Raw genomic sequence first — 19,440 nt, 5'->3', positions numbered from 1 at the left:
CATTTCAGATCAAATTCGGCCCGTGCGCGTCGCCTGACCGGGGAGCCGGCACCTGCTGCAGCGCTTGCTGCACGCGTCTGCCATCAAGGGAGTTCGATGTTCGATTTTTTGCTTAACCCGTGGCGCAAGTGGCGCGCGTCCCGGCACGCCAGCCATCAACTCGATGCCATCCTGGCGCAGTTTGAGCCCACGCGCAGCCTGGCCGAACGCAATGAATGGCTGATCGAACTGGGCTACTGGCTGCGCCGCGCGGACAGGCCTGCGGGCGCGGCCTCAGAGTCGTGGCGTTATGCCCGCCTGCGTTATCTGCTGCAGGTGCTGGAGAACAATCCGGCCTTGGCAGAGCGCGTCGGGCAGACATTGCGCAGCATCGTGCAGGACAACGATCCGGTGTCGCTGTTATGCGATACGGGGTTGTCGTCACGCTCGGGTTTCTGGAGCGAATTGATCGACCGCTGGCAGGCGCGCTGGCTGCCGCCCGCCCCGAATCAGGCGCAACTGGCGACATTGTTTGCACTGCTGTTTGTGGGGCCGACCGACGCGCAGTGGGTCGACGGTCTGGACGACGAACTGGTCACGCGCCTTTATGGGCTGTTCCGCGCGGGGATGAGCGATGACGAGCACGCTGTAGGCCAGACACGACTGGAGCGCAGCCTCGGTATCAGCATCCAGATCCTCATCAGCCAGGTGCGCGCGGCCGGGTTGTCGCGCGGCATTCGCAGCCGCATGGACCATGCGGAACTCACCGATTCTCCGTTTTACTTGCTCGCCGATGCGGCCAACGCGATCTTCCTGGAGCGGCCCAACACGGCGCCGGCAAGCCCCGAGCGGTTCCTGCAGGAACTCAACTATTTCCGCGCCGTGCTGGACCGCTGCCGAACGGCGACGGCCAGCGTGTATCAGCACCTGGACGAGAACGGCGTCTCGGTGGAAGTCGTCTTCCAGGTTGAGCGCATGAAGGCGTGGCTGGGCCGTATCGATTTGCTGCTGACGGCATGGGCGGACACGCAGGGCTGCGTCGCTTCGTGCATATGACGGCCGAGCTGGTATCGGCCAGCCAGCATCGCCGCAGCGTGGGGTATCTGATCCGCTCCACGTTCGCTGATCTGGCGCGCAAGGTGGTCGAGCGGTCTGCCGAGAGCGGCGAGCACTACATCACCCGCGACGGCAAGGAATACGGGGCGATGGTGAAGGCCGCAGCGGGCGGTGGCGTCATCACGGCGGCCACGGTGTACATCAAGTTCTTCATCACCGGAGCGCATCTGTCGCGCTTTACCGAAGGGCTGTTCGCGTCGATCAACTATGCGCTCAGCTTTCTCGGCATCCATTTCGCGCATTTCACGCTGGCCACCAAGCAACCCGCCATGACGGCGCCCGCGTTGGCGCATCGGCTGGACCAGGTGGGGCGCCAGGAAGGGCTGGACCGCTTTGTCGACGATACCGTCGCCATGATTCGCTCCAACGCTGCGGCCATTGCAGGCAACCTTGTGGCAGTGGCGCCGGTGGCTTTTGTGGTGCAGTGGCTGGCCGGGCGGTTCTTCCATGCGGATCTGATTTCGGCAGCGAAGGCGATGGCGACCATCGAGTCGTTTTCGATTCTCGGGCCGACACCGCTGTACGCCATCTTCACGGGTGTGCTGCTGTGGGCCTCAAGCCTGGCGGCGGGTTGGGCCGACAACTGGTTTGCGCTGCATCGTGTGCACGATGTGATTGCCTATCACCGGCGCCTGCGCTTCATGGTCGGCACCCAGGGCGCACAGCGCATTGCCAGCTTCTGGAAGCGCAATCTGTCGGGCATTGTCGCCAACGTCTCGCTGGGATTCATGCTCGGGCTGGGGCCGGAGATCCTGTCGTTTTTCGGCCCGCATATGGAGGTGCGACATGTCACGCTGTCGACGGGTGCGGTGGCGACGGCCGTGGGCGTGCTTGGCCCCAGCGTCATGCACACCGCGCCGTTCTGGCTTGCCGTGGCCGGCATTGCGCTGATGGGCGTGCTGAACGTTCTGGTGTCGTTTGCGTTGGCCTTCAACATGGCGATGCGCTCGCGCAACCTTCGCGGCGTCGATCGCAAGCGCGTGACGGGCGCCGTGTGGCGGCGCATCTTGCGGGATCCGCTGTGCCTGTTGGTCCCACGTGCCCCGACTGCGAGCACGCCGCCCGGCACCAGCACACCGGTCTAGTGCGGTGCGGGCGCGACAGGTGCGCCCAACTCGCTGCGGAACGGAATGGACGGCTGTGCGCCAAGCCGCGTGACCGACACGGCCGCCGCGGCCTGCCCAAACTCGATGGCCGCAGCGGGGGCCGCATCTTCCGCGAGCGCCGCAGCCAGTGCGCCAACGAACGTATCGCCGGCCGCTGTGGTATCGATGGCGTGCGCTGTGGGGGCCGGCATCAGCACGCGCGAGTGTGCATCCACATAGGCAACGCCGCGCGCGCCCAGCGTGACAATCACGTGCCGCGCACCTTGCGCGTGGAGATCAGCAGCCGCATCCAGCGCAGCTTCGGGCGAATCGACGGGCCGGGCCGTCAGCAGCGCGGCCTCTGTTTCGTTCGGGATCAGGTAATCGCAGGCGGCGAGCCACGGGGTAGGCAGTGGGCCGATTGCAGGCGCCGGGTTCAGGATGACCGTCTTGCCAAGCCGCTGGCCCAGCTTCAGCGCGCATTCCACCGCATCCGGCGGCGATTCCAACTGACAGACGATCACACGCGCGCGCTCGAATGCGGCACGCTGCGCTTCGATCATGGCGGGCGTCAGCAATTCGTTGGCGCCGGCCACGATGACGATGGTGTTCTGGCCGCTGTTGGCCACGGTCACGCACGCGATGCCGGTGGCTGCCCCGGCGTGCACCGACACCATCGATGTGTCCACGCCTTCGCGGCGCAGGCCGTCGCGCAACGCGGTGCCGTACGCGTCATCCCCCACGCAGCCGAGCATGGCGACGCGAGCCCCCAAGCGTGCGGCTGCCACGGCCTGGTTGGCGCCCTTGCCGCCGGGAATGGTTTCCAGCGCAGGGGCTGCAACCGTTTGCCCGGGACGCGGCAAGCGGGGCGTGCGGATCACCAGATCCATGTTCAGGCTGCCGACGATCAGCACGTCGGCAGCGGGGTGCGCGGAAGAGGCGGAAGGGCGCTTGGCCACCATGTCGGGACTACGTTGAAAGCGTGAAAGGAATGCGGAATCAGGCGGCGCGGGCCGGGCGCTCGGGTTCGGCGGTCGACTCCCGCAGAGACAGGCGCGGCGGCAGCACGATGCGGCGCGCACGCGGCTCTTCCACGGGATGGCGCAGGGCGTTGTCGCCGAGGTGCTCGAGCAGCGTCTGCGCAGTGGTCTCGCCGAGTTGGCGGATCGACTGGCCGACGGTGGACAGCGCCGGATAGACGTAGCGGCTGAGCTCGATATCGTCAAAGCCCATCACGGAAAGCGCCTTCGGCACGGGAATGCCAAGCTCGGCCGCAGCCCGCAGCGCACCGATGCCCATCAGGTCATTGCCGGCAAAGATGGCGGTGGGCATCTCGCCTTCGGTCAGCAGCTGGCGCGCGGCGCGGTAGCCGCCAGGGCTCGTGAAATCGCCTTCGGCAATGCGGGCGGAGGCTTCCGGCACGCCGGCTTCGCGCAGCGCGGTGGAAACCGGCCAGGCGCTCTGCCGTCACGCTCAGCGCCGACGGCCCGCTGATGCAGGCGATGCGGCGGTGGCCGAGTTCCAGCAGATGCTTGGTCGCCATGTACGCGCCTTCTTCGTGATCCACCTGCACCTGATCGGCCTGGATGCCTTCGGTCGGGCGGTCGACCATCACGATGGGCAGGGCGGATTCCCCGAGCGCTTCCACCAATGCCGTATCGGGCCCGGCGCTGCTGACGATGATGCCGTCGACGCGTTTTTCCATCAGCACGCGCAGGTAGTCGCGCTGCTTGCGCGGGTCGTCGTCGGAGTTGCAGAGGATGACACTGTAGCCGGCAGCGGCGCACACGTCTTCAATGCCCCGCGCCAGCTCCGCAAAGTACGGGTTGGTGGCGGTGGGCACCAGCACGCCGATCGTGCGCGTGGTGCGGTGCTTGAGCGAGCGCGCCACGGCGCTCGGCACATAGCGCGTGGCCCGGATGGCTTCTTCCACGCGCTTGCGCGTTTCGGCGTTGACCGGTCTTGTGTTGTTGATGACGTGCGAGACGGTGGTGAACGAAACTCCGGCCAGTGCGGCCACGTCCTTGATGGTTGCCATGACGATCTCCTCTGTCTCTCAATGGTGCTTGCTGCGGTTGCGCTTGCTGCGATAGGTATCCATGACCACGGCTGCAACGATGACCGCGCCCGTGATGATGCGTTTGGTAGGCTCGGAGGCGCCGATCTGCGCAAGGCCCGATTCCAGCACCGAGATGATCAGCACGCCGAACAGCGTGCGCACGACCGAGCCACGCCCGCCCATCAGGCTCGTGCCGCCGATCACTACGGCCGCGATCACCTGCAGCTCCATGCCCACGCCGGCGTTCGGATCGGCGGCTTCCAGGCGTGATACCTGGAACAGTGCAGCCAGGCCGGAGAGCAGCCCCATCAGCGCGAACACCGCAATCTTGTAGGGGCGGGGTTCACGCCCGCCAGCCGCACGGCTTCTTCATTGGTGCCGATGGCCACCAGGTAGCGGCCGAACACGGTGCGCACCAGTACGATCTGGCCAACTACCGTGATCGCAATCGCAATCAGGAACGACGGCGCAATGCCCAGCGCGATGGGGTTGGCCAGCCAGTCGACCGCGCTGCCGATGTACACCGTGCGCGAATCGGTGAGGCTGTAGGCGAGGCCGCGCGCCATTTCCAGCACGCCCAGTGACACAATGAACGACGGAATGCCCCAGTGGACCGTGACCGCGCCGGTCAGCATGCCGGCCGCCGTGGCCAGCGTCACGCCCGCCAGCGCTGCGGGCAGCAAGCCCCACCCGAACTTGGTCATGGCCACGGACAGCACCGAAGCCGACAGCGCCAGCACCGAGCCCACCGACAAATCAATCCCGCCGATCATCAGGATGAACGTCATGCCCACCGCCATCACCAGCAGGTCGGGGATCTCGTTGGCGATGGTTGTGAACGTGGGCAGCGAGAAGAACGTAGGCGACAGCGTGCCGAACAGCACCAGCATGGCGACCAGCGCAGCGAGCAACCCGCCGATGGTGCCAAGCGACATGCCGAGCGCCGCGCGCGTGCCGGCGGTCCCTGCGGGCGGTGCCGGGGGCAGGGTGGAATCAGAGCGCATCAGCGGTCTCCGAGGGGATTGGGGTGCAGGTGACTCGGCTTCTTCCGATTCACCGAAGGCGGCGGCGAGCAGGGCGTCCTGGCTCCAGCCACCGCGTTGGAAGATGTGCGTGAGCCGCCCGGCGCGCATGACGCCGATGCGGTCACACAACTGCATGAGTTCGCGCAGATCGCTCGACACCACGACCAGCGCCTTGCCGCGCGCCGCCAGGGCCTCGAGCAGCGTGTAGATGTCGAACTTGGCGCCCACGTCCACACCTCGCGTGGGCTCATCGAACAGCAGCACGGGCGTGTCGCGCTCCAGCCAGCGGGCGATGGCCACCTTCTGCTGATTGCCGCCGGACAGTTCACCCACCGGCTGCTCCGGACCCGCGCACCGGACCCGCAGGGCGCCGATGTGCCGCTGCGCCAGCGCACGCTCTTGCGCGGGTTGCAGCCAGCCGCGCTTCGTGACGCCAGGCATGTTGCCCAGCGCGATGTTGGTGGCGATGGGCAGGCTCAGCATCAGCCCTTCGTCCTTGCGGTCTTCGGTGAGCAGGCTGATGCCGTGGCGTACCGCATCGCCGGGCGAGCGGATGCGCGCAGGTGCCAGCGGCGAGCCCACTTCGACGGTGCCAGTGTCTGCGCGGTCCGCACCGAAGATCAGCCGTAGCAGTTCCGTGCGCCCCGCGCCGACCAGCCCCGCGATGCCAAAAATTTCCCCGGCGCGACGTCAAAGTTCACATCGCGCACGGCCGGCGCACGCGTGAGGCCGGTCACGCGCAACGCCGGTGAGCCGTCACCGGGCCACGGCGCGCGCGTGGTGCGTTCTGTTTCGGATGCGGCGGCCACGTCGCGACCGACCATCGCCTGGATCAGCGCATCCTGCGTGACGGTCGCAGCCGGCGCATCGGTCACGAGCTTGCCGTCACGCAGCACGACGATGCGATCCGCAATGCGCGCGAGTTCGTCCAGGCGGTGAGAGATGTAGATGATCGCCACGCCTTCGCGGCGCAGCGCGTCGATGCGCTCGAACAGCGTGGCGCTCTCGTGCGCGCTCAGCATTGCCGTCGGCTCGTCGAGAATCAGCACACGGCATGCGCTCGCCAGCGCGCGGGCAATCTCGATCATCTGCCGGTGGCCGATGCCGAGCGTCTGGACGGGCGTCCACGGGTCGAGGTCCAGGCCGACGCGAGCGAGCGCCTGTTCGGCCCGATGGCGCAACGCAGAGCGATCCACAAAACCGAGCCGGCGGGGCAGGTCGCCCAGGAACAGGTTCTCGGCCACCGTCAGCGTCGGCACCATGCTCAGTTCCTGCAGCACCATGCGTACGCCCAGCGCTTCGGCTGCGTTGCGTGACTCGGGTGCGTACAGCGCGCCGGCCAGCGTCATCGACCCCGAAGTCGCCGTCTCCAGCCCGCAGAGGATCTTGGAGAGCGTGCTCTTGCCGGCGCCGTTCTCCCCGTAAGCGCAAGCACCTCGCCCGCGTGCACGTCGAGATCGATATCTCGCAGCACGGGGGCGGCGTAGTGCTTGCTGAGGGCGGAGACGCGCAGCAGCGGCGTGCGCGGTTCGTAAGCGGCAGACATGGCTGGCGGCGGCTGGCCGGTCTGTCGGGTCAGGAACGCGTGACGAGGTTGACCGGTGTCTCGACGACACCCGACAGCTTCGCCTGCGGCGTCTTGGAGGCCAACGCCTTCAGGGCGGTCTCGATGCCATAGACGGCTTGCTGATCGGCGTGCTGATCGGCCGTCGCAACGACACGCCCGTCAGCCAGCATGGCCTTGATGGCGTCGATGTTGTCATAGCCGCCAATCAGCACCTTGCCCAGCTTGCCGGCAGCGCGCACCGCCGATACGGCGCCGATCGCCATGTTGTCGTTGCCGCACAGCAGCGCCTTCAGGTTGGGCTCGGAGCGCAGCATGGCGGCCGCCACTTTGTTGCCCTTGTCGATTTCCCACTCGCCCGACTGCACGCCGGCGATCTTCAGCTTGGCGGCTTCGGCCGCATCCTTGAAGCCGGCGGTGCGCTGCTGGGCATTGGTGGTGGTCGGAATGCCCTCGATGATGCCCACGGCATCGCCCGGCTTGAGCGACTTGGCAACAAAGTCGCCCACCAGTCGCGCACCCTTGCGGTTGTCCGGCCCCACGAAAGGCACGTTAAGGCCCTTTTCCTTGAGCGCCGCCGGGTCGAGCCGGTTGTCGATGTTGATGACGAGAATGCCCGCGTCCACCGCCTTCTTGACGACCGGCACCAACGCCTTGGAGTCGGCCGGCGCCAGCACCAGCGCGTCCACACGCGCGACGAGCATCTGCTCGACCAGGCGAATTTGCCCGGCGGTGTCGGTTTCGTCGCGAATGCCGTTGGTCAGCAGCGTGTACTCCGACGCGTGGTCCTTCTGATGCTTGCGCGCGCCGTTCTCCATGGTGAGGAAGAACTCGTTGGCGAGCGATTTCATGACCAGCGCAACCCTTGGTTGGCGGCATGCGCCAGCGAAAACGGGAACGGCAGAGCAGCAGCGACGGCAGAGCCCACGCCAAGGTGCAGGGCGCGGCGACGGCGGATATCCATGGTGTCTCCTCCAGGAAGAGGCCTGTCTGGGGCGGGGTGGGTGCGGGCGTCGCTGCCGTGTCACGCCGTAAGGCATTCCTAAGGGCAATCGCGCCTCGCTCTTCGCAAACGTTTGCGTATCTGACAGTCTCGGCTACCGCGTAACAGAAGTCAATGAAATTGCGCTTTTCACCGCATAAGGAAAAACCCGCAGTGACGCGGCGTTCGAGACGGATATCCAAGTTGCGTTGCGGGAGTGGCTGGATAGCCCTATCGGACGTGGTTGATTGTTTTAGTCCACAATACGGCCTGCCGCGTGGCCCCCCGTTTTTCGGGCTCTGCAAATCCCCTTGCTGCGACGCGGAATCCCCCGACACCTTAGTTGACCGATTTTGTCGGGTTCCTTTATACTTGAGCAAAACGATCAGGTATTTCCCCGACGCCATGAGATTGACCACCAAAGGCCGCTTCGCGGTCACCGCCATGATTGACTTGGCGCTACGCCAGGAGCAGGGCCCGGTCACGCTGGCTGGCATCAGCCAGCGTCAGAAAATTTCGCTGTCGTATCTGGAGCAGCTGTTCGGCAAACTGCGCCGCCACGAAATCGTGGAGAGCGTGCGCGGTCCGGGCGGCGGCTACAGTCTCGCGCGCCGTGCCGACGACGTGACCGTTGCCGACATCATCATTGCCGTGGATGAGCCGCTCGATGCGACCCAATGCGGCGGCAAGGGCAACTGCGGCGGCGAAGAGCATGTCGGCGGCCATACGGGCCGCTGCATGACGCACGACCTGTGGGCCACCCTCAATCAGAAGATGGTCGAGTATCTCGATTCGGTGTCGCTGCAGAACCTGGTCGATCAGCAACGCGAGCGCCAGCCCGAAGTGATTCAGGACATGCGTGAAGCGCGTCCGGCACGCCGTGAACGTGCTCCGGCACGGGCGCGCGCCGTCGACGCGCCGCCCGCCACGTCGGTCGCCGCCGAACCGGTCAAGCGCGCCCCGCTGGTCAACTCCGTTTTCAGTCTGGCGCAGTCGTAATTGCGCCAGCGTGAGGCTGGCCACGACGCCGGCGCCACACAAGAACATCGCCCCCCATATAAGGCAGACAAGATATGAGCACCCTGCAGCTTCCCATCTACATGGACTATTCCGCGACGACGCCGGTGGATCCGCGCGTGGTCGACAAGATGATTCCGTATCTGCGCGAGAGTTTCGGCAATCCGGCCTCGCGCAGCCACCCGTTTGGTTGGGAAGCCGAAAAGGCGGTCGAGACTGCGCGCGAGCAGGTTGCCGCGCTGGTGAATGCCGACCCGCGTGAAATCGTCTGGACGTCCGGCGCCACCGAATCCGACAACCTGGCCATCAAGGGCGCTGCAAACTTCTACAGCAGCAAGGGCAAGCACATCATCACCGTCAAGACCGAGCACAAGGCTGTGCTGGACACGACGCGTGAGCTGGAGCGCCAGGGCTTCGAAGTGACGTACCTGGACGTAAAGGACAACGGCCTGATCGATATCGACGTCTTCAAGCAAGCGATCCGCCCCGACACCATCCTCGCCTCGGTGATGATGGTGAACAACGAAATCGGCGTCATTCAAGACATCGAAACGCTGGGCGAAATCTGCCGCGAGAAAGGCGTGATCTTCCACGTCGACGCCGCGCAGGCGACGGGCAAGGTAGAAATCGACTTGCAGAAGCTGAAGGTCGACCTGATGTCGTTCTCGGCGCACAAGACGTATGGCCCGAAGGGTATCGGCGCGCTGTACGTGCGACGCAAGCCGCGTATCCGCATCGAAGCGCAGATGCACGGCGGCGGCCACGAGCGCGGCATGCGTTCGGGCACGCTGGCCACGCACCAGATCGTCGGCATGGGTGAGGCTTTCCGCATCGCCAAGGAAGAAATGGCGACCGAGAACGAGCGCATCCGCATGCTGCGCGATCGCCTGTACCGCGGCCTGAACACGATGGAAGAGGTGTACGTGAACGGCGACATGGAAGCCCGTGTGCCGCACAACCTGAACATCAGCTTCAACTTTGTCGAAGGCGAGTCGCTGATCATGGCAATCAAGGATGTCGCCGTGTCGTCGGGTTCGGCCTGCACCTCGGCCTCTCTGGAGCCGTCGTACGTGCTGCGCGCCCTGGGCCGCAACGACGAACTGGCACACAGCTCCATCCGCTTCACGGTGGGCCGCTTCACGACCGAAGAAGAAGTCGATTACGTGGTCGAGCTGCTCAAGAGCAAGATCGGCAAGCTGCGCGACCTGTCTCCGCTGTGGGAGATGTACAAGGACGGCGTGGATCTGAACAGCATTCAATGGGCGGCGCACTGAGCGCGGCGTTTGACGAATAACAGGCGCCCCCGCGCCAGCCAACGATTGAAAGAGGTGTGAAATGTCTTACAGCAACCAAGTTCTGGACCATTACGAAAACCCGCGCAACGTCGGTTCGTTCGAGAAGGGCGACGACACGGTCGGTACCGGCATGGTCGGCGCGCCGGCTTGCGGCGACGTGATGAAGCTGCAGATCAAGGTCAACGAGCAGGGCGTGATCGAAGACGCAAGTTCAAGACCTACGGCTGCGGTTCGGCCATCGCTTCGTCGTCGCTGGTGACGGAATGGGTGAAGGGCAAGACGCTGGACCAAGCGCTGGAGATCCGCAACACGGCCATCGCTGAAGAGCTGGCCCTGCCGCCCGTGAAGATCCACTGCTCGATCCTCGCTGAAGACGCCATCAAGGCGGCCGTGGCCGACTACAAGGAAAAGCACGGCTCGGCCGAGCAGAAGGCTGCTTGAGCCCGTTTGGATAGAAAGGACGCAGCATGATCACCCTGACCGACAAGGCCGCGCAGCACGTTTCCCGCTACCTGACCCGCCGTGGCAAGGGCGTGGGCCTGCGCGTGGGCGTGAAGACCACGGGCTGTTCGGGCCTCGCCTACAAACTCGAATACGCAGATGAGATTGCCGCCGAAGACCAAGTCTTCGAATCCAACGGCGTCAAGGTGATCGTCGATCCGAAGAGCCTGCCGTACATCGACGGTACCGAGCTGGACTACGCACGTGAAGGACTGAACGAAGGTTTCCGCTTCAACAACCCGAACGTTAAGGACGAATGCGGTTGCGGCGAGTCGTTCCGCGTGTGAGCGGGGCAGATTGAAGCAAGCGATTGTCGGTTTCGAGCGGGACGAGGAGGGCCACTGGGTCGCCCGTCTCGCTTGCGGACATGGGCAGCACATGCGTCACGATCCGCCCTGGCAGCTGCGACCCTGGACGGAAACCGAAGCCGGGCGCGCCAGCAAGATCGGCGTGGTTGTGGAATGCCTGAAGTGCGATCGGGGTGAACCGGTCGAATGAGGAACACGAGGCGGCGCGGCCGCTTTTTTTATTCATGAATTCCGGCTTGTCAGCGAACACGACGCATTTTTCCCTCTTCGGACTGCCTGAAGACTTTGAGGTTGACGACGACGCGCTGAACGCTGCCTACCGCACCGTGCAGTCGCAGGCGCATCCGGATCGCTATGCCCACGCGGGTGATGCGGAGCGCCGCGTTGCCATGCAATGGGCCACGCGCGCCAACGAGGCCTATCAGACGTTGCGTGATCCGCTCAAACGGGCGACGTATCTGCTGCACCTGCGCGGTATCGACGTGCAGGCCGAGAACAACACGGCCATGCCGCCCGCGTTTCTGATGCAGCAAATGGAGTGGCGCGAGGCGCTCGGCGACGCCAAGGCCGAGCGCAACGTGGATGCGCTGGACGATTTGCTGGCCATGCTGCGCAAGGAAAAACGCACGCGTTATCAGGCGCTGTCCGGCCTGCTCAATGGCGATGGCAACACCGCTGCGGCAGCTGATGCCGTGCGCCAATTGATGTTCATCGAAAAGATCGAACGCGACACCGCCGAGGCCATCGACCGGCTGGAAGACTAGAACCCAGAATTTGCGACAATGCCGGGTTTGCCCCGGCAGGCAGCCCACCCGCGCAATCGAGACATCCCCATGGCTTTACTGCAGATTTCCGAACCCGGCGAATCGCCCGCACCGCACCAGCGTCGTCTGGCGGTCGGTATCGATCTGGGCACGACTAACTCGCTGGTGGCCTCCGTGCGCAGCAGCGTGCCGGAAGTGTTGCCCGACGATCAGGGGCGCCCGCTGTTGCCCTCGGTCGTGCGCTATCTGCCCACGGGCGGCGCCCACATCGGCTACAAGGCCCAGGCCGAAGCCGTGCGCGACCCGAAAACACCATCATCTCGGTCAAGCGTTTCATGGGGCGCGGCCTGAAGGATGTTGCCCACATCGAGAACACGCCGTACGACTTCGTCGATGCGCCCGGCATGGTGCAGTTGAAGACCGTGGCCGGCGTGAAAAGCCCGGTGGAAGTGTCGGCGGAGATTCTCGCCACGCTGCGCCAGCGCGCGGAAGATACGCTCGGCGATGAGCTTGTCGGCGCCGTCATCACCGTGCCGGCGTACTTTGACGATGCGCAGCGCCAAGCCACCAAGGACGCCGCCAAGCTGGCCGGCCTGAACGTGCTGCGTCTGCTGAACGAGCCGACCGCGGCCGCCATCGCCTACGGCCTGGACAACGCCGCCGAAGGCATTTACGCCGTCTATGACCTGGGCGGCGGTACGTTCGACATCTCGGTGCTCAAGCTCACCAAGGGCGTGTTCGAGGTGATGTCGACGGGCGGCGACTCCGCGCTCGGCGGTGACGATTTCGACCAGCGCGTTGTGTGCTGGATCGTCGAGCAAGCCGGTCTGCAACCGCTCTCGGCCGAAGACACGCGCCTGCTGCTGAACAAGGCGCGCGCCGCCAAGGAATGGCTCTCCACCGCTGACAGCACCGAGATTGACGCGATGCTCTCCACCGGCGAGACCGTGCATCTCGTGCTGACCGCCGAGACCTTTGCCGAACTGACCGCCAATCTCGTGCAGAAGACGCTGTCGCCCGTGCGCCGCGCCCTGCGCGATGCGGGTGTGACGGTCGAAGACGTGAAGGGCGTGGTGCTGGTCGGTGGCGCCACGCGTATGCCGATCATCCGCCGTGCCGTGGGGCAGCTGTTTGGTCGCACGCCGCTCACCAATCTCGATCCGGACCAGGTGGTCGCCATTGGCGCTGCCATGCAGGCCAACCTGCTGGCCGGCAACCGTGCGCCGGGCGAAGACTGGCTGCTGCTTGACGTGATCCCGCTGTCGCTGGGTGTCGAGACGATGGGTGGCCTGGTTGAAAAGATCATCCCGCGCAACAGCACGATTCCCGTCGCGCGCGCGCAGGAATTCACTACGTTCAAGGACGGCCAGACGGCCATGGCGATCCACGTTCTGCAAGGCGAGCGTGAACTGGCGAGCGATTGCCGTTCGCTGGCGCGTTTCGAGTTGCGCGGTATCCCGGCAATGGTGGCCGGCGCCGCGCGCATCCGCGTGACGTATCAGGTGGACGCCGATGGTTTGTTGTCGGTGTCAGCACGCGAAACGGTGTCGGGCGTGGAAGCGTCGATCGCTGTGAAGCCGTCGTACGGTCTGGCCGATGACGATGTCGCGCGCATGCTGCAGGAAGGTTTCCAGTCCGCCGAAGACGACATGCGCCGCCGGGCGCTAGCGGAAGAGCGGGTTGAGGCCGAGCGCCTGCTGGAGGCGCTGTCGCAGGCGCTGGCGGCCGATGGCGATTTGCTGTCGCCCGAGGAGCGCGCCGCCATCGACGCCGAGATCGCCGCGCTGCGCACCACCATGCAGGGCGAAGACCACCGCGCCATCAAGGACGCCGTGGATGCCCTGTCGCATGGCACCGACGAATTCGCCGCGCGCCGCATGGACCGCGGCATTCGCAAGGCGCTCGCCGGCAAACGCATCGAGGAGCTCGGCTGATCGCCGATCGCATCTCCCAAAACACATTTATCGAACGAGTTTCTTCATGCCACAAATCGTCGTCCTTCCTCACGTCGAATACTGCCCGGAAGGGGCCGTGATCGAAGCCAAGCCCGGCACGACCATCTGCGATGCGCTGCTGGGCGCTGACATCGAGATCGAGCATGCATGCGAGAAGTCGTGCGCCTGCACGACCTGCCACGTGATCGTGCGCGAGGGCTTCAATTCCCTGGATGAGGCGACCGAGAAGGAAGAGGATCTGCTCGACAAGGCCTGGGGCCTGGAGCCGAACTCGCGCCTGTCCTGCCAGGCCAAGGTGGCGGAGACGGACCTGACCGTCGAGATTCCGAAGTACACGATCAACCACGCCAAGGAAAACCACTGAGCCGACCGGCCAGCGGTGGAGGAGCCCATCATGAAATGGAACGATATCCAACAGATCGCGGAAGCGCTGTACGACAAATACCCTGACGTCGATCCCACGCGCCTGAACTTTGTCGACCTGCACAACAAGGTCGTCACCCTGGAAGGCTTTGACGATGACCACAAGCGTGGCGGCGAGAAGTTCCTGGAAGCCATCCAGCAAGCCTGGATCGACGAAGCGGAATAAGCGCGTAGCGTCAATCAAACGCATGCGCATGAAAAAACCGGCCCGAAGGCCGGTTTTTCTTTTGGGCGACGGCGACGCCGGATTAACCGGCCACCAGCGTCCCGTTCTCGACATGGACACGTTCGCCTGCCTGGAAGCCCGGAGCAGCCTTGTACATGAAGCTGCGCGTCGTACCGTTGTCCATGCGGACGTTCACGCGGTATTGGGTATCGCGGCTGTAGTAGTTTTCGGCCACATGGCCGCCGTAGCCGCCTGCCACTGCGCCGCCGACCGTCGCCAGCGTACGGCCATTGCCGCGGCCAATCTGGTTACCCAGCAGCCCGCCCACCACCGCGCCCCCGATCATGCCGAGGCCCGTTTCCTTGCCTTGCGTGGTGATCGGCGTGACCGACGTCACACGGCCGGCATACGGGCTGGCCGACTGGCGCGGTTGCGTTTGCGCATAGCTCGGATTGTTCGACGACGGGCGTTCAGCGTACGACGGCTCACGGGCTCGCGCCGGAGCGGGTGCCACGTTCTGTGCCGGATACGGAGCGGCCTGATTCGGTTGTGTGGTCTGGCCCGGCGCCGCCAGCACCATCGGGGCCGATGCGCCCGGCATGGCCGCTGCCGATTGCGCTGCGACGTTCGGGTCCGTGCTGCCCTGCGTCGCCTTCGAGGTGGGCAGCACGCCGGTAATGGCAGCCACCGCCGTCAGGCTGGCGATGATCACGGCCACGGCAGCCGTCGTCATCAGCGGATGCATGCGTCGCGACGACGACGGGACTTGGCCCGGCGACGTGCCACCGTATTGCTGACCTTGGTTCGGTTGGATGTTGTTGTTCATCTTCGTTCTCCTGCGGCCCGTGATTGGTTCATGTTGCGGCCTTTCGATGATCACAGTGTGGTTCATCGCCCAAACGGATGCCGTTTTAATTTGTAAGCATCTGTACCGAGGTTTTTCCTTTAGAAATCAAGTATTTGGCGCGGTTTGATACATATTGTGGAAACGAGGCGATGTTACAAATAGCGGGGTGGGCGCGGGTTTTGCGCATTCGCAGGCAACAAAAAACGCCCCCGAGGTTTTTCGAAGGCGATCGACCGAACCGATCAGTCTTCCCGGCGCAGGTGCGGAAAAAGGATCACGTCGCGGATGTTCGGGCTGTCGGTGAGCAACATCACCAGACGGTCGATGCCGATGCCGCAGCCACCGGTCGGGGGCATGCCGTATTCCAAGGCGCGGATGTAGTCGGCGTCATAGAACATGGCTTCTTCGTCGCCGGCGTCTTTCTGTTCGACCTGCTTGCGGAAGCGCTCAGCCTGGTCTTCCGGGTCATTCAGCTCGGAGAAGCCGTTGGCGATTTCGCGGCCGGTGATGAACAGCTCGAAGCGCTCGGTGATGCCGGGCAGCGTGTCGGAGCCGCGTGCCAGCGGCGACACTTCGACCGGGTAGTCGATGATGAACGTCGGCTCCCACAGTTGCGATTCGGCGGTCTCTTCAAACAGCACAAGCTGCAGGGTCCCCACGCCAGCGTTCAGGAATTGCGGCGCGTTGGTGTCGATCTTGAACTTCTTCAGCTCGGCGCGCAGGAAGTCGACATCCGCCAGTTGCGCGTCGGTGTATTGCGGCGCGTACTTCTGGATTGCCTGGCAGATGGTCAGGCGATGGAACGGCTTGGCCAGATCCAGCTCGCGGCCCTGGTAAGTGAGCGTGGCGGTGCCTGAGGCGTCGATGGCCGCCTGGCGGATCAGCTGCTCGGTGAAGCCCATCAGCCAGCGGTAGTCCGTGTAGGCCGCGTAGAACTCCATCATCGTGAACTCGGGGTTGTGTCGCGGCGACACGCCCTCGTTACGGAAGTTGCGGTTGATCTCGTAGACGCGCTCGAAGCCGCCGACGATCAGGCGCTTGAGGTACAGCTCGGGCGCGATGCGCAGGAACATCTGCATGTCCAGCGCGTTGTGATGCGTGATGAACGGCTTGGCTGCCGCGCCGCCCGGAATCGGGTGCAGCATCGGCGTCTCGACCTCCATGAAACCGTTGCCGGCCATGAAGTTGCGCAGCGAGGCCATCGCCTTGGTACGGGCGCGGAACGTGTCGCGCGTTTCCTTCGAGACGATCAGGTCGACGTAGCGCTGGCGGTACTTCTGTTCCTGGTCGGCCAGGCCGTAGTAGTCGCCCGGCAGCGGCCGCAGGCTCTTCGAGAGCAGGCGCAGCTCCGTCACCGCCACCGACAGTTCGCCGGTCTTCGTCTTCATCAGCGTGCCGCGTGCGGCCACGATATCGCCCAAGTCCCACTTCTTGAAGCTGGCGTAGACGTCTTCGCCCACGGCGTCGCGGCTGATGTAGAACTGGATGCGGTCGGAGCTGTCCTGCACGGTGGCAAAGCTGGCCTTGCCCATCACGCGCTTGAGCATCATGCGGCCGGCAATGGCCACCTGCACCGGTTCGGCTTCCAGCGCGACCTGGTCCAGCTCGCGGTACTTGGCTTGCAGATCACCGGCATGGTGCGTCGGCCGGAAATCGTTCGGGAACGCGACGCCTTGCTGGCGGATTTCGGCCAGCTTCTCGCGGCGCTCGGCGATGATCTTGTTGTCGTCCTGCGCCGGCACGGCGGCCGCGGTATTCGATTCGGCCGGGTTGTTCTGTTCGGTCATGATGGTGATGAGAGGAATGTCGGTTCAGGCGATGTTGCGCAGGTCGTCCAGCTCGATCGCGCCAAAGTCGGGGCGGACGAGGTAGGCGGCGATGCGCGCGGCGGCGTCTTGCGGCGAGACCAGCTCGCCGTGCGCGTGCAGATCGCGGAAGCGCTGCACGCCGGCAAAGTCGGCGCCACGGATGGTGCGTTGCATGTCGGTGTCGATCACGCCGGGGGCCAGCGCCACGGCGCGCACGCTGGCGTCGCCATCGGCGTTGATGGCGCGCACGAACATGTCGAGCCCCGCCTTGCCGGTGCAATACGCGGCCCAGCCGGCGATCGGCCGGCGCGCTGCGCCCGACGAGATCGCCAGCACACGGCGCTGCGCGTTCCACGCGGCGGTGCCGCGCAGCAGGGCAGCGGTCAGCGCCATCGGGCCGGCCAGGTTCAGCTGCAGGTGCGGCAGCAGCGTATCGGCACGCAGCGTGTCGATGGTGCCGATCGGCTCGACCGCGCCGGCGTTGAGCACCAGCGTTACGTTGGCAAAAGCGGGCAGGGCGGCGAGCGTCTTGGTCATCCAGGCCTCGGCGGCATGCGCGTCGGACAGATCGACCTGGTGCCAGTCGAGCGTCACGCCGGCGGCTGCCGCCTGCGCGCGCAATTCGGCGTTATCGCCGCGTGCCGCGCAGAGGAGGCGGTGACCGGGCTGCATGAGCGCCCGGGCCAGCGCGGCGCCCAGGCCGCGCGAGGCACCGGTCAAGATGAACAGGGACGTGTCAGACATGGCAGTCGCTCAGATTGGGCGCGGATCAGACGCCCTGTTTCAGGCTGGCCTGGATAAACGGGTCCAGATCGCCGTCCAGCACCTTCTGCGTGTTGGAAATTTCCACGTTGGTGCGCAAGTCCTTGATGCGGCTTTGGTCCAGCACGTACGAGCGGATCTGATCCCAGCCCACGTCGGTCTTGGCGGCTTCCTGCGCGTCGGCAGCAGCCTGACGTTTGCGCAGTTCGTGCTCGTACAGACGCGACTTCAGCATGGTCATCGCTTCGGCGCGGTTGCGGTGCTGCGAGCGGTCGTTCTGGCACTGCACGACGATGCCGGTCGGGATGTGCGTAATCCGCACGGCCGAATCGGTCTTGTTGATGTGCTGACCGCCCGCGCCGGAAGCGCGATAGGTGTCAACGCGCAGGTCCGCCGGGTTGACCTCGATTTCGATCGAATCATCGACTTCCGGATACACGAAGATCGACGAGAACGACGTGTGGCGCCCGCCCGCCGAGTCGAACGGCGACTTGCGCACCAGGCGGTGCACGCCGGTCTCGGTGCGCAGGAAGCCAAAGGCGTATTCTCCTTCGACCTTGATCGACGCGCTCTTGATGCCGGCCACGTCCCCTTCGGACTCTTCCAGCACTTCGGTCTTGAAGCCCTTGCGCTCGCAGTACTTCAGGTATTGGCGCAGCAGCATCGACGCCCAGTCGCACGCTTCGGTGCCGCCGGCGCCGGCCTGGATGTCGATGAAGCAGTTGGCAGCGTCCATCGGGCCCGAGAACATGCGGCGGAATTCCATGTCTTCGACAATGGCGCGCATGCCAGCGGTATCGGCCTCGATGGCTTCGATGGTGTCGTCGTCGCCCTCTTCGCGGGCCAGCTCGAACAGCTCGGCGCCGCCGGTGAGGTCTTCGTCGAGCTTGGTCAGTGCCAGCACGACGGTTTCAAGCGACTTTTTCTCGCGGCCCAGTTCCTGGGCGCGTTTGGGATCGTTCCAGACCTCGGGGTTTTCGAGTTCTTTATCGACTTCAACTAGACGTTCAGATTTGACGTCGTAGTCAAAGATACCTCCGAAGGTCGTCGGCGCGCGACTTCAGGTCGGCCAACGTGTTCTGGATGGCATTGAGGCGTTCTGCTTCCATGGTGCAAAAATCCGGTCGGAAACCGGAAATTATAGCGGAATCAAGGGGTTTTCCGTCCGCGTAGACCGTCAAAACCGCCATTTTCCGGAGGGGCGCGCCGGGATTTCTGTAGCGGCCACAGGCGTCCCGCCTCGCTTCGGTTAGCATGGCGACCAGTCCACATGGCTTTTGGCGCTGTCCGATGATCATCCGCTCGCTGCTTGATACCGATCTGTACAAGTTCACCATGATGCAGGTGGTGCTGCATCACTTTCCCGGTGCGCACGTTGAATACCGCTTCAAGTGCCGCAACGCGGGCGTCGATCTGGTGCCGTTCATCGAAGAGATCCGCGCCGAGATCCGCCACCTTTGCACCCTGCGCTTTACCGATCCGGAGCTGGATTACCTGCGCGGCATGCGCTTCATCAAGAGCGATTTCGTCGATTTTCTCGGCCTGTTCCATCTCAACGAGAAGTACATCGACGTGCGCCCGCACCGAGCAACGACGGGCAGATCGAGATCGTCATCGCGGGGCCGTGGCTGCACACGATCATGTTTGAGGTGCCGGTTCTGGCCATCGTCAACGAGGTGTTCTTCAGCCGCACGCAGACGCACCCGCAGTGGGAGGAGGGCAAACGCCGCCTGACCGACAAGCTGGCGTCGCTCAAGCGCCCCGGCCTGGAAGACTGCCGCATT

12 protein-coding genes and 8 pseudogenes are annotated in these 19,440 nt (G+C 64.7%); 11 read left to right on the top strand and 9 right to left on the bottom strand.

The genetic code is table 11. The annotated features are described in order from the left end of the window. Positions 1 to 96: 96 nt before the first annotated feature. A pseudogene (locus OWR21_RS05560) lies at positions 97 to 2,180 on the top strand (site-specific recombinase). On the opposite strand, the gene rbsK reads toward OWR21_RS05560, so the two are convergent. The 5 genes and pseudogenes from rbsK to OWR21_RS05535 form a co-directional block, all read right to left on the bottom strand. Beyond that, complete coding sequence (gene rbsK / locus OWR21_RS05555; protein ID WP_316874239.1) at positions 2,177 to 3,142, bottom strand: ribokinase; 966 nt, start codon at positions 3,140 to 3,142, stop codon at positions 2,177 to 2,179. The pseudogene OWR21_RS05560 and the gene rbsK overlap by 4 nt on opposite strands. A 37-nt stretch (positions 3,143 to 3,179) precedes the next feature. Next, positions 3,180 to 4,218, bottom strand: a pseudogene (locus OWR21_RS05550) (LacI family DNA-binding transcriptional regulator). 18 nt (positions 4,219 to 4,236) lie between these two features. Next, positions 4,237 to 5,243 (bottom strand): annotated as a pseudogene (locus tag OWR21_RS05545) (ABC transporter permease). Next, positions 5,233 to 6,810, bottom strand: a pseudogene (locus tag OWR21_RS05540) (sugar ABC transporter ATP-binding protein). Before OWR21_RS05540 ends, OWR21_RS05545 begins: the two co-directional pseudogenes overlap by 11 nt. Positions 6,811 to 6,839: 29 nt before the next feature. Continuing rightward, positions 6,840 to 7,792: pseudogene (locus OWR21_RS05535) on the bottom strand (sugar ABC transporter substrate-binding protein). A 423-nt stretch (positions 7,793 to 8,215) separates the two neighbouring features. Between OWR21_RS05535 and iscR the strand changes: the two are divergent. The 9 genes and pseudogenes from iscR to iscX all read left to right on the top strand — a co-directional run bounded on the left by iscR (position 8,216) and on the right by iscX (position 14,239). Beyond that, positions 8,216 to 8,809, top strand: coding sequence for a Fe-S cluster assembly transcriptional regulator IscR (iscR, locus tag OWR21_RS05530; protein WP_332394757.1), 594 nt, complete (start codon positions 8,216 to 8,218; stop codon positions 8,807 to 8,809). 74 nt (positions 8,810 to 8,883) lie between these two features. Beyond that, entirely contained in the window at positions 8,884 to 10,101 is a 1,218-nt protein-coding gene (locus tag OWR21_RS05525; protein ID WP_316884612.1) for an IscS subfamily cysteine desulfurase, read from the top strand. Positions 10,102 to 10,162: 61 nt separating this feature from the next. Further along, a pseudogene (gene iscU / locus OWR21_RS05520) lies at positions 10,163 to 10,563 on the top strand (Fe-S cluster assembly scaffold IscU). 26 nt (positions 10,564 to 10,589) lie between these two features. Then, positions 10,590 to 10,910, top strand: a complete 321-nt coding sequence (gene iscA, locus OWR21_RS05515) for an iron-sulfur cluster assembly protein IscA (protein WP_027677785.1) — start codon at positions 10,590 to 10,592, stop codon at positions 10,908 to 10,910. A gap of 10 nt (positions 10,911 to 10,920) precedes the next feature. After that, positions 10,921 to 11,121 carry a DUF3565 domain-containing protein gene (locus OWR21_RS05510; RefSeq protein ID WP_147214200.1) on the top strand — a complete coding sequence of 67 codons (201 nt, stop codon included), beginning with the start codon at positions 10,921 to 10,923 and terminating at the stop codon, positions 11,119 to 11,121. Positions 11,122 to 11,155: 34 nt separating this feature from the next. After that, positions 11,156 to 11,695, top strand: coding sequence for a Fe-S protein assembly co-chaperone HscB (gene hscB, locus OWR21_RS05505; protein WP_332394756.1), 540 nt, complete (start codon positions 11,156 to 11,158; stop codon positions 11,693 to 11,695). A 69-nt stretch (positions 11,696 to 11,764) separates the two neighbouring features. Further along, positions 11,765 to 13,629: pseudogene (gene hscA, locus OWR21_RS05500) on the top strand (Fe-S protein assembly chaperone HscA). 46 nt (positions 13,630 to 13,675) lie between these two features. Beyond that, positions 13,676 to 14,014, top strand: a complete 339-nt coding sequence (gene fdx, locus OWR21_RS05495; RefSeq protein ID WP_147214203.1) for an ISC system 2Fe-2S type ferredoxin — start codon at positions 13,676 to 13,678, stop codon at positions 14,012 to 14,014. A gap of 30 nt (positions 14,015 to 14,044) precedes the next feature. Beyond that, positions 14,045 to 14,239: a Fe-S cluster assembly protein IscX gene (gene iscX / locus OWR21_RS05490; RefSeq protein ID WP_009238557.1), complete on the top strand. Its 195-nt coding sequence runs from the start codon at positions 14,045 to 14,047 to the stop codon at positions 14,237 to 14,239. 82 nt (positions 14,240 to 14,321) lie between these two features. Here the strand turns inward: iscX and OWR21_RS05485 are convergent, their stop codons facing one another. The 4 genes from OWR21_RS05485 to prfB all read right to left on the bottom strand — a co-directional run bounded on the left by OWR21_RS05485 (position 14,322) and on the right by prfB (position 18,765). Beyond that, positions 14,322 to 15,065, bottom strand: a complete 744-nt coding sequence (locus OWR21_RS05485) for a glycine zipper 2TM domain-containing protein (RefSeq protein ID WP_332394755.1) — start codon at positions 15,063 to 15,065, stop codon at positions 14,322 to 14,324. 263 nt (positions 15,066 to 15,328) lie between these two features. Then, positions 15,329 to 16,873, bottom strand: coding sequence for a lysine--tRNA ligase (gene lysS / locus OWR21_RS05480; protein ID WP_332394754.1), 1,545 nt, complete (start codon positions 16,871 to 16,873; stop codon positions 15,329 to 15,331). Positions 16,874 to 16,897: 24 nt separating this feature from the next. After that, positions 16,898 to 17,638 carry an SDR family oxidoreductase gene (locus tag OWR21_RS05475; RefSeq protein WP_332394753.1) on the bottom strand — a complete coding sequence of 247 codons (741 nt, stop codon included), beginning with the start codon at positions 17,636 to 17,638 and terminating at the stop codon, positions 16,898 to 16,900. Positions 17,639 to 17,663: 25 nt separating this feature from the next. Further along, positions 17,664 to 18,765, bottom strand: a protein-coding gene (gene prfB, locus OWR21_RS05470) for a peptide chain release factor 2 (protein ID WP_332394752.1) whose coding sequence is annotated in 2 segments (ribosomal slippage) — positions 17,664 to 18,683 and positions 18,685 to 18,765 — 1,101 coding nt in all. Because the reading frame shifts where the segments join, the coding sequence is not laid out codon by codon here. A gap of 181 nt (positions 18,766 to 18,946) precedes the next feature. On the opposite strand from prfB, the pseudogene OWR21_RS05465 reads away from it, so the two are divergent. Continuing rightward, a pseudogene (locus OWR21_RS05465) lies at positions 18,947 to 19,440 on the top strand (nicotinate phosphoribosyltransferase); the annotation flags it as partial.

The sequence above is a fragment of the Ralstonia sp. 1B3 genome, assembly GCF_036631435.1.
This window is presented reverse-complemented; position numbering and strand designations above follow the sequence as displayed.

Coding starts and splice junctions, on each gene's coding strand:
- OWR21_RS05485 (WP_332394755.1), bottom strand. CDS start 15,065: ATGAACAACAACATCCAACCGAACCAAGGTCAGCAATACGGTGGCACG.
- iscX (WP_009238557.1), top strand. CDS start 14,045: ATGAAATGGAACGATATCCAACAGATCGCGGAAGCGCTGTACGACAAA.
- iscA (WP_027677785.1), top strand. CDS start 10,590: ATGATCACCCTGACCGACAAGGCCGCGCAGCACGTTTCCCGCTACCTG.
- hscB (WP_332394756.1), top strand. CDS start 11,156: ATGAATTCCGGCTTGTCAGCGAACACGACGCATTTTTCCCTCTTCGGA.
- fdx (WP_147214203.1), top strand. CDS start 13,676: ATGCCACAAATCGTCGTCCTTCCTCACGTCGAATACTGCCCGGAAGGG.
- OWR21_RS05525 (WP_316884612.1), top strand. CDS start 8,884: ATGAGCACCCTGCAGCTTCCCATCTACATGGACTATTCCGCGACGACG.
- OWR21_RS05475 (WP_332394753.1), bottom strand. CDS start 17,638: ATGTCTGACACGTCCCTGTTCATCTTGACCGGTGCCTCGCGCGGCCTG.
- lysS (WP_332394754.1), bottom strand. CDS start 16,873: ATGACCGAACAGAACAACCCGGCCGAATCGAATACCGCGGCCGCCGTG.
- rbsK (WP_316874239.1), bottom strand. CDS start 3,142: ATGGTGGCCAAGCGCCCTTCCGCCTCTTCCGCGCACCCCGCTGCCGAC.
- iscR (WP_332394757.1), top strand. CDS start 8,216: ATGAGATTGACCACCAAAGGCCGCTTCGCGGTCACCGCCATGATTGAC.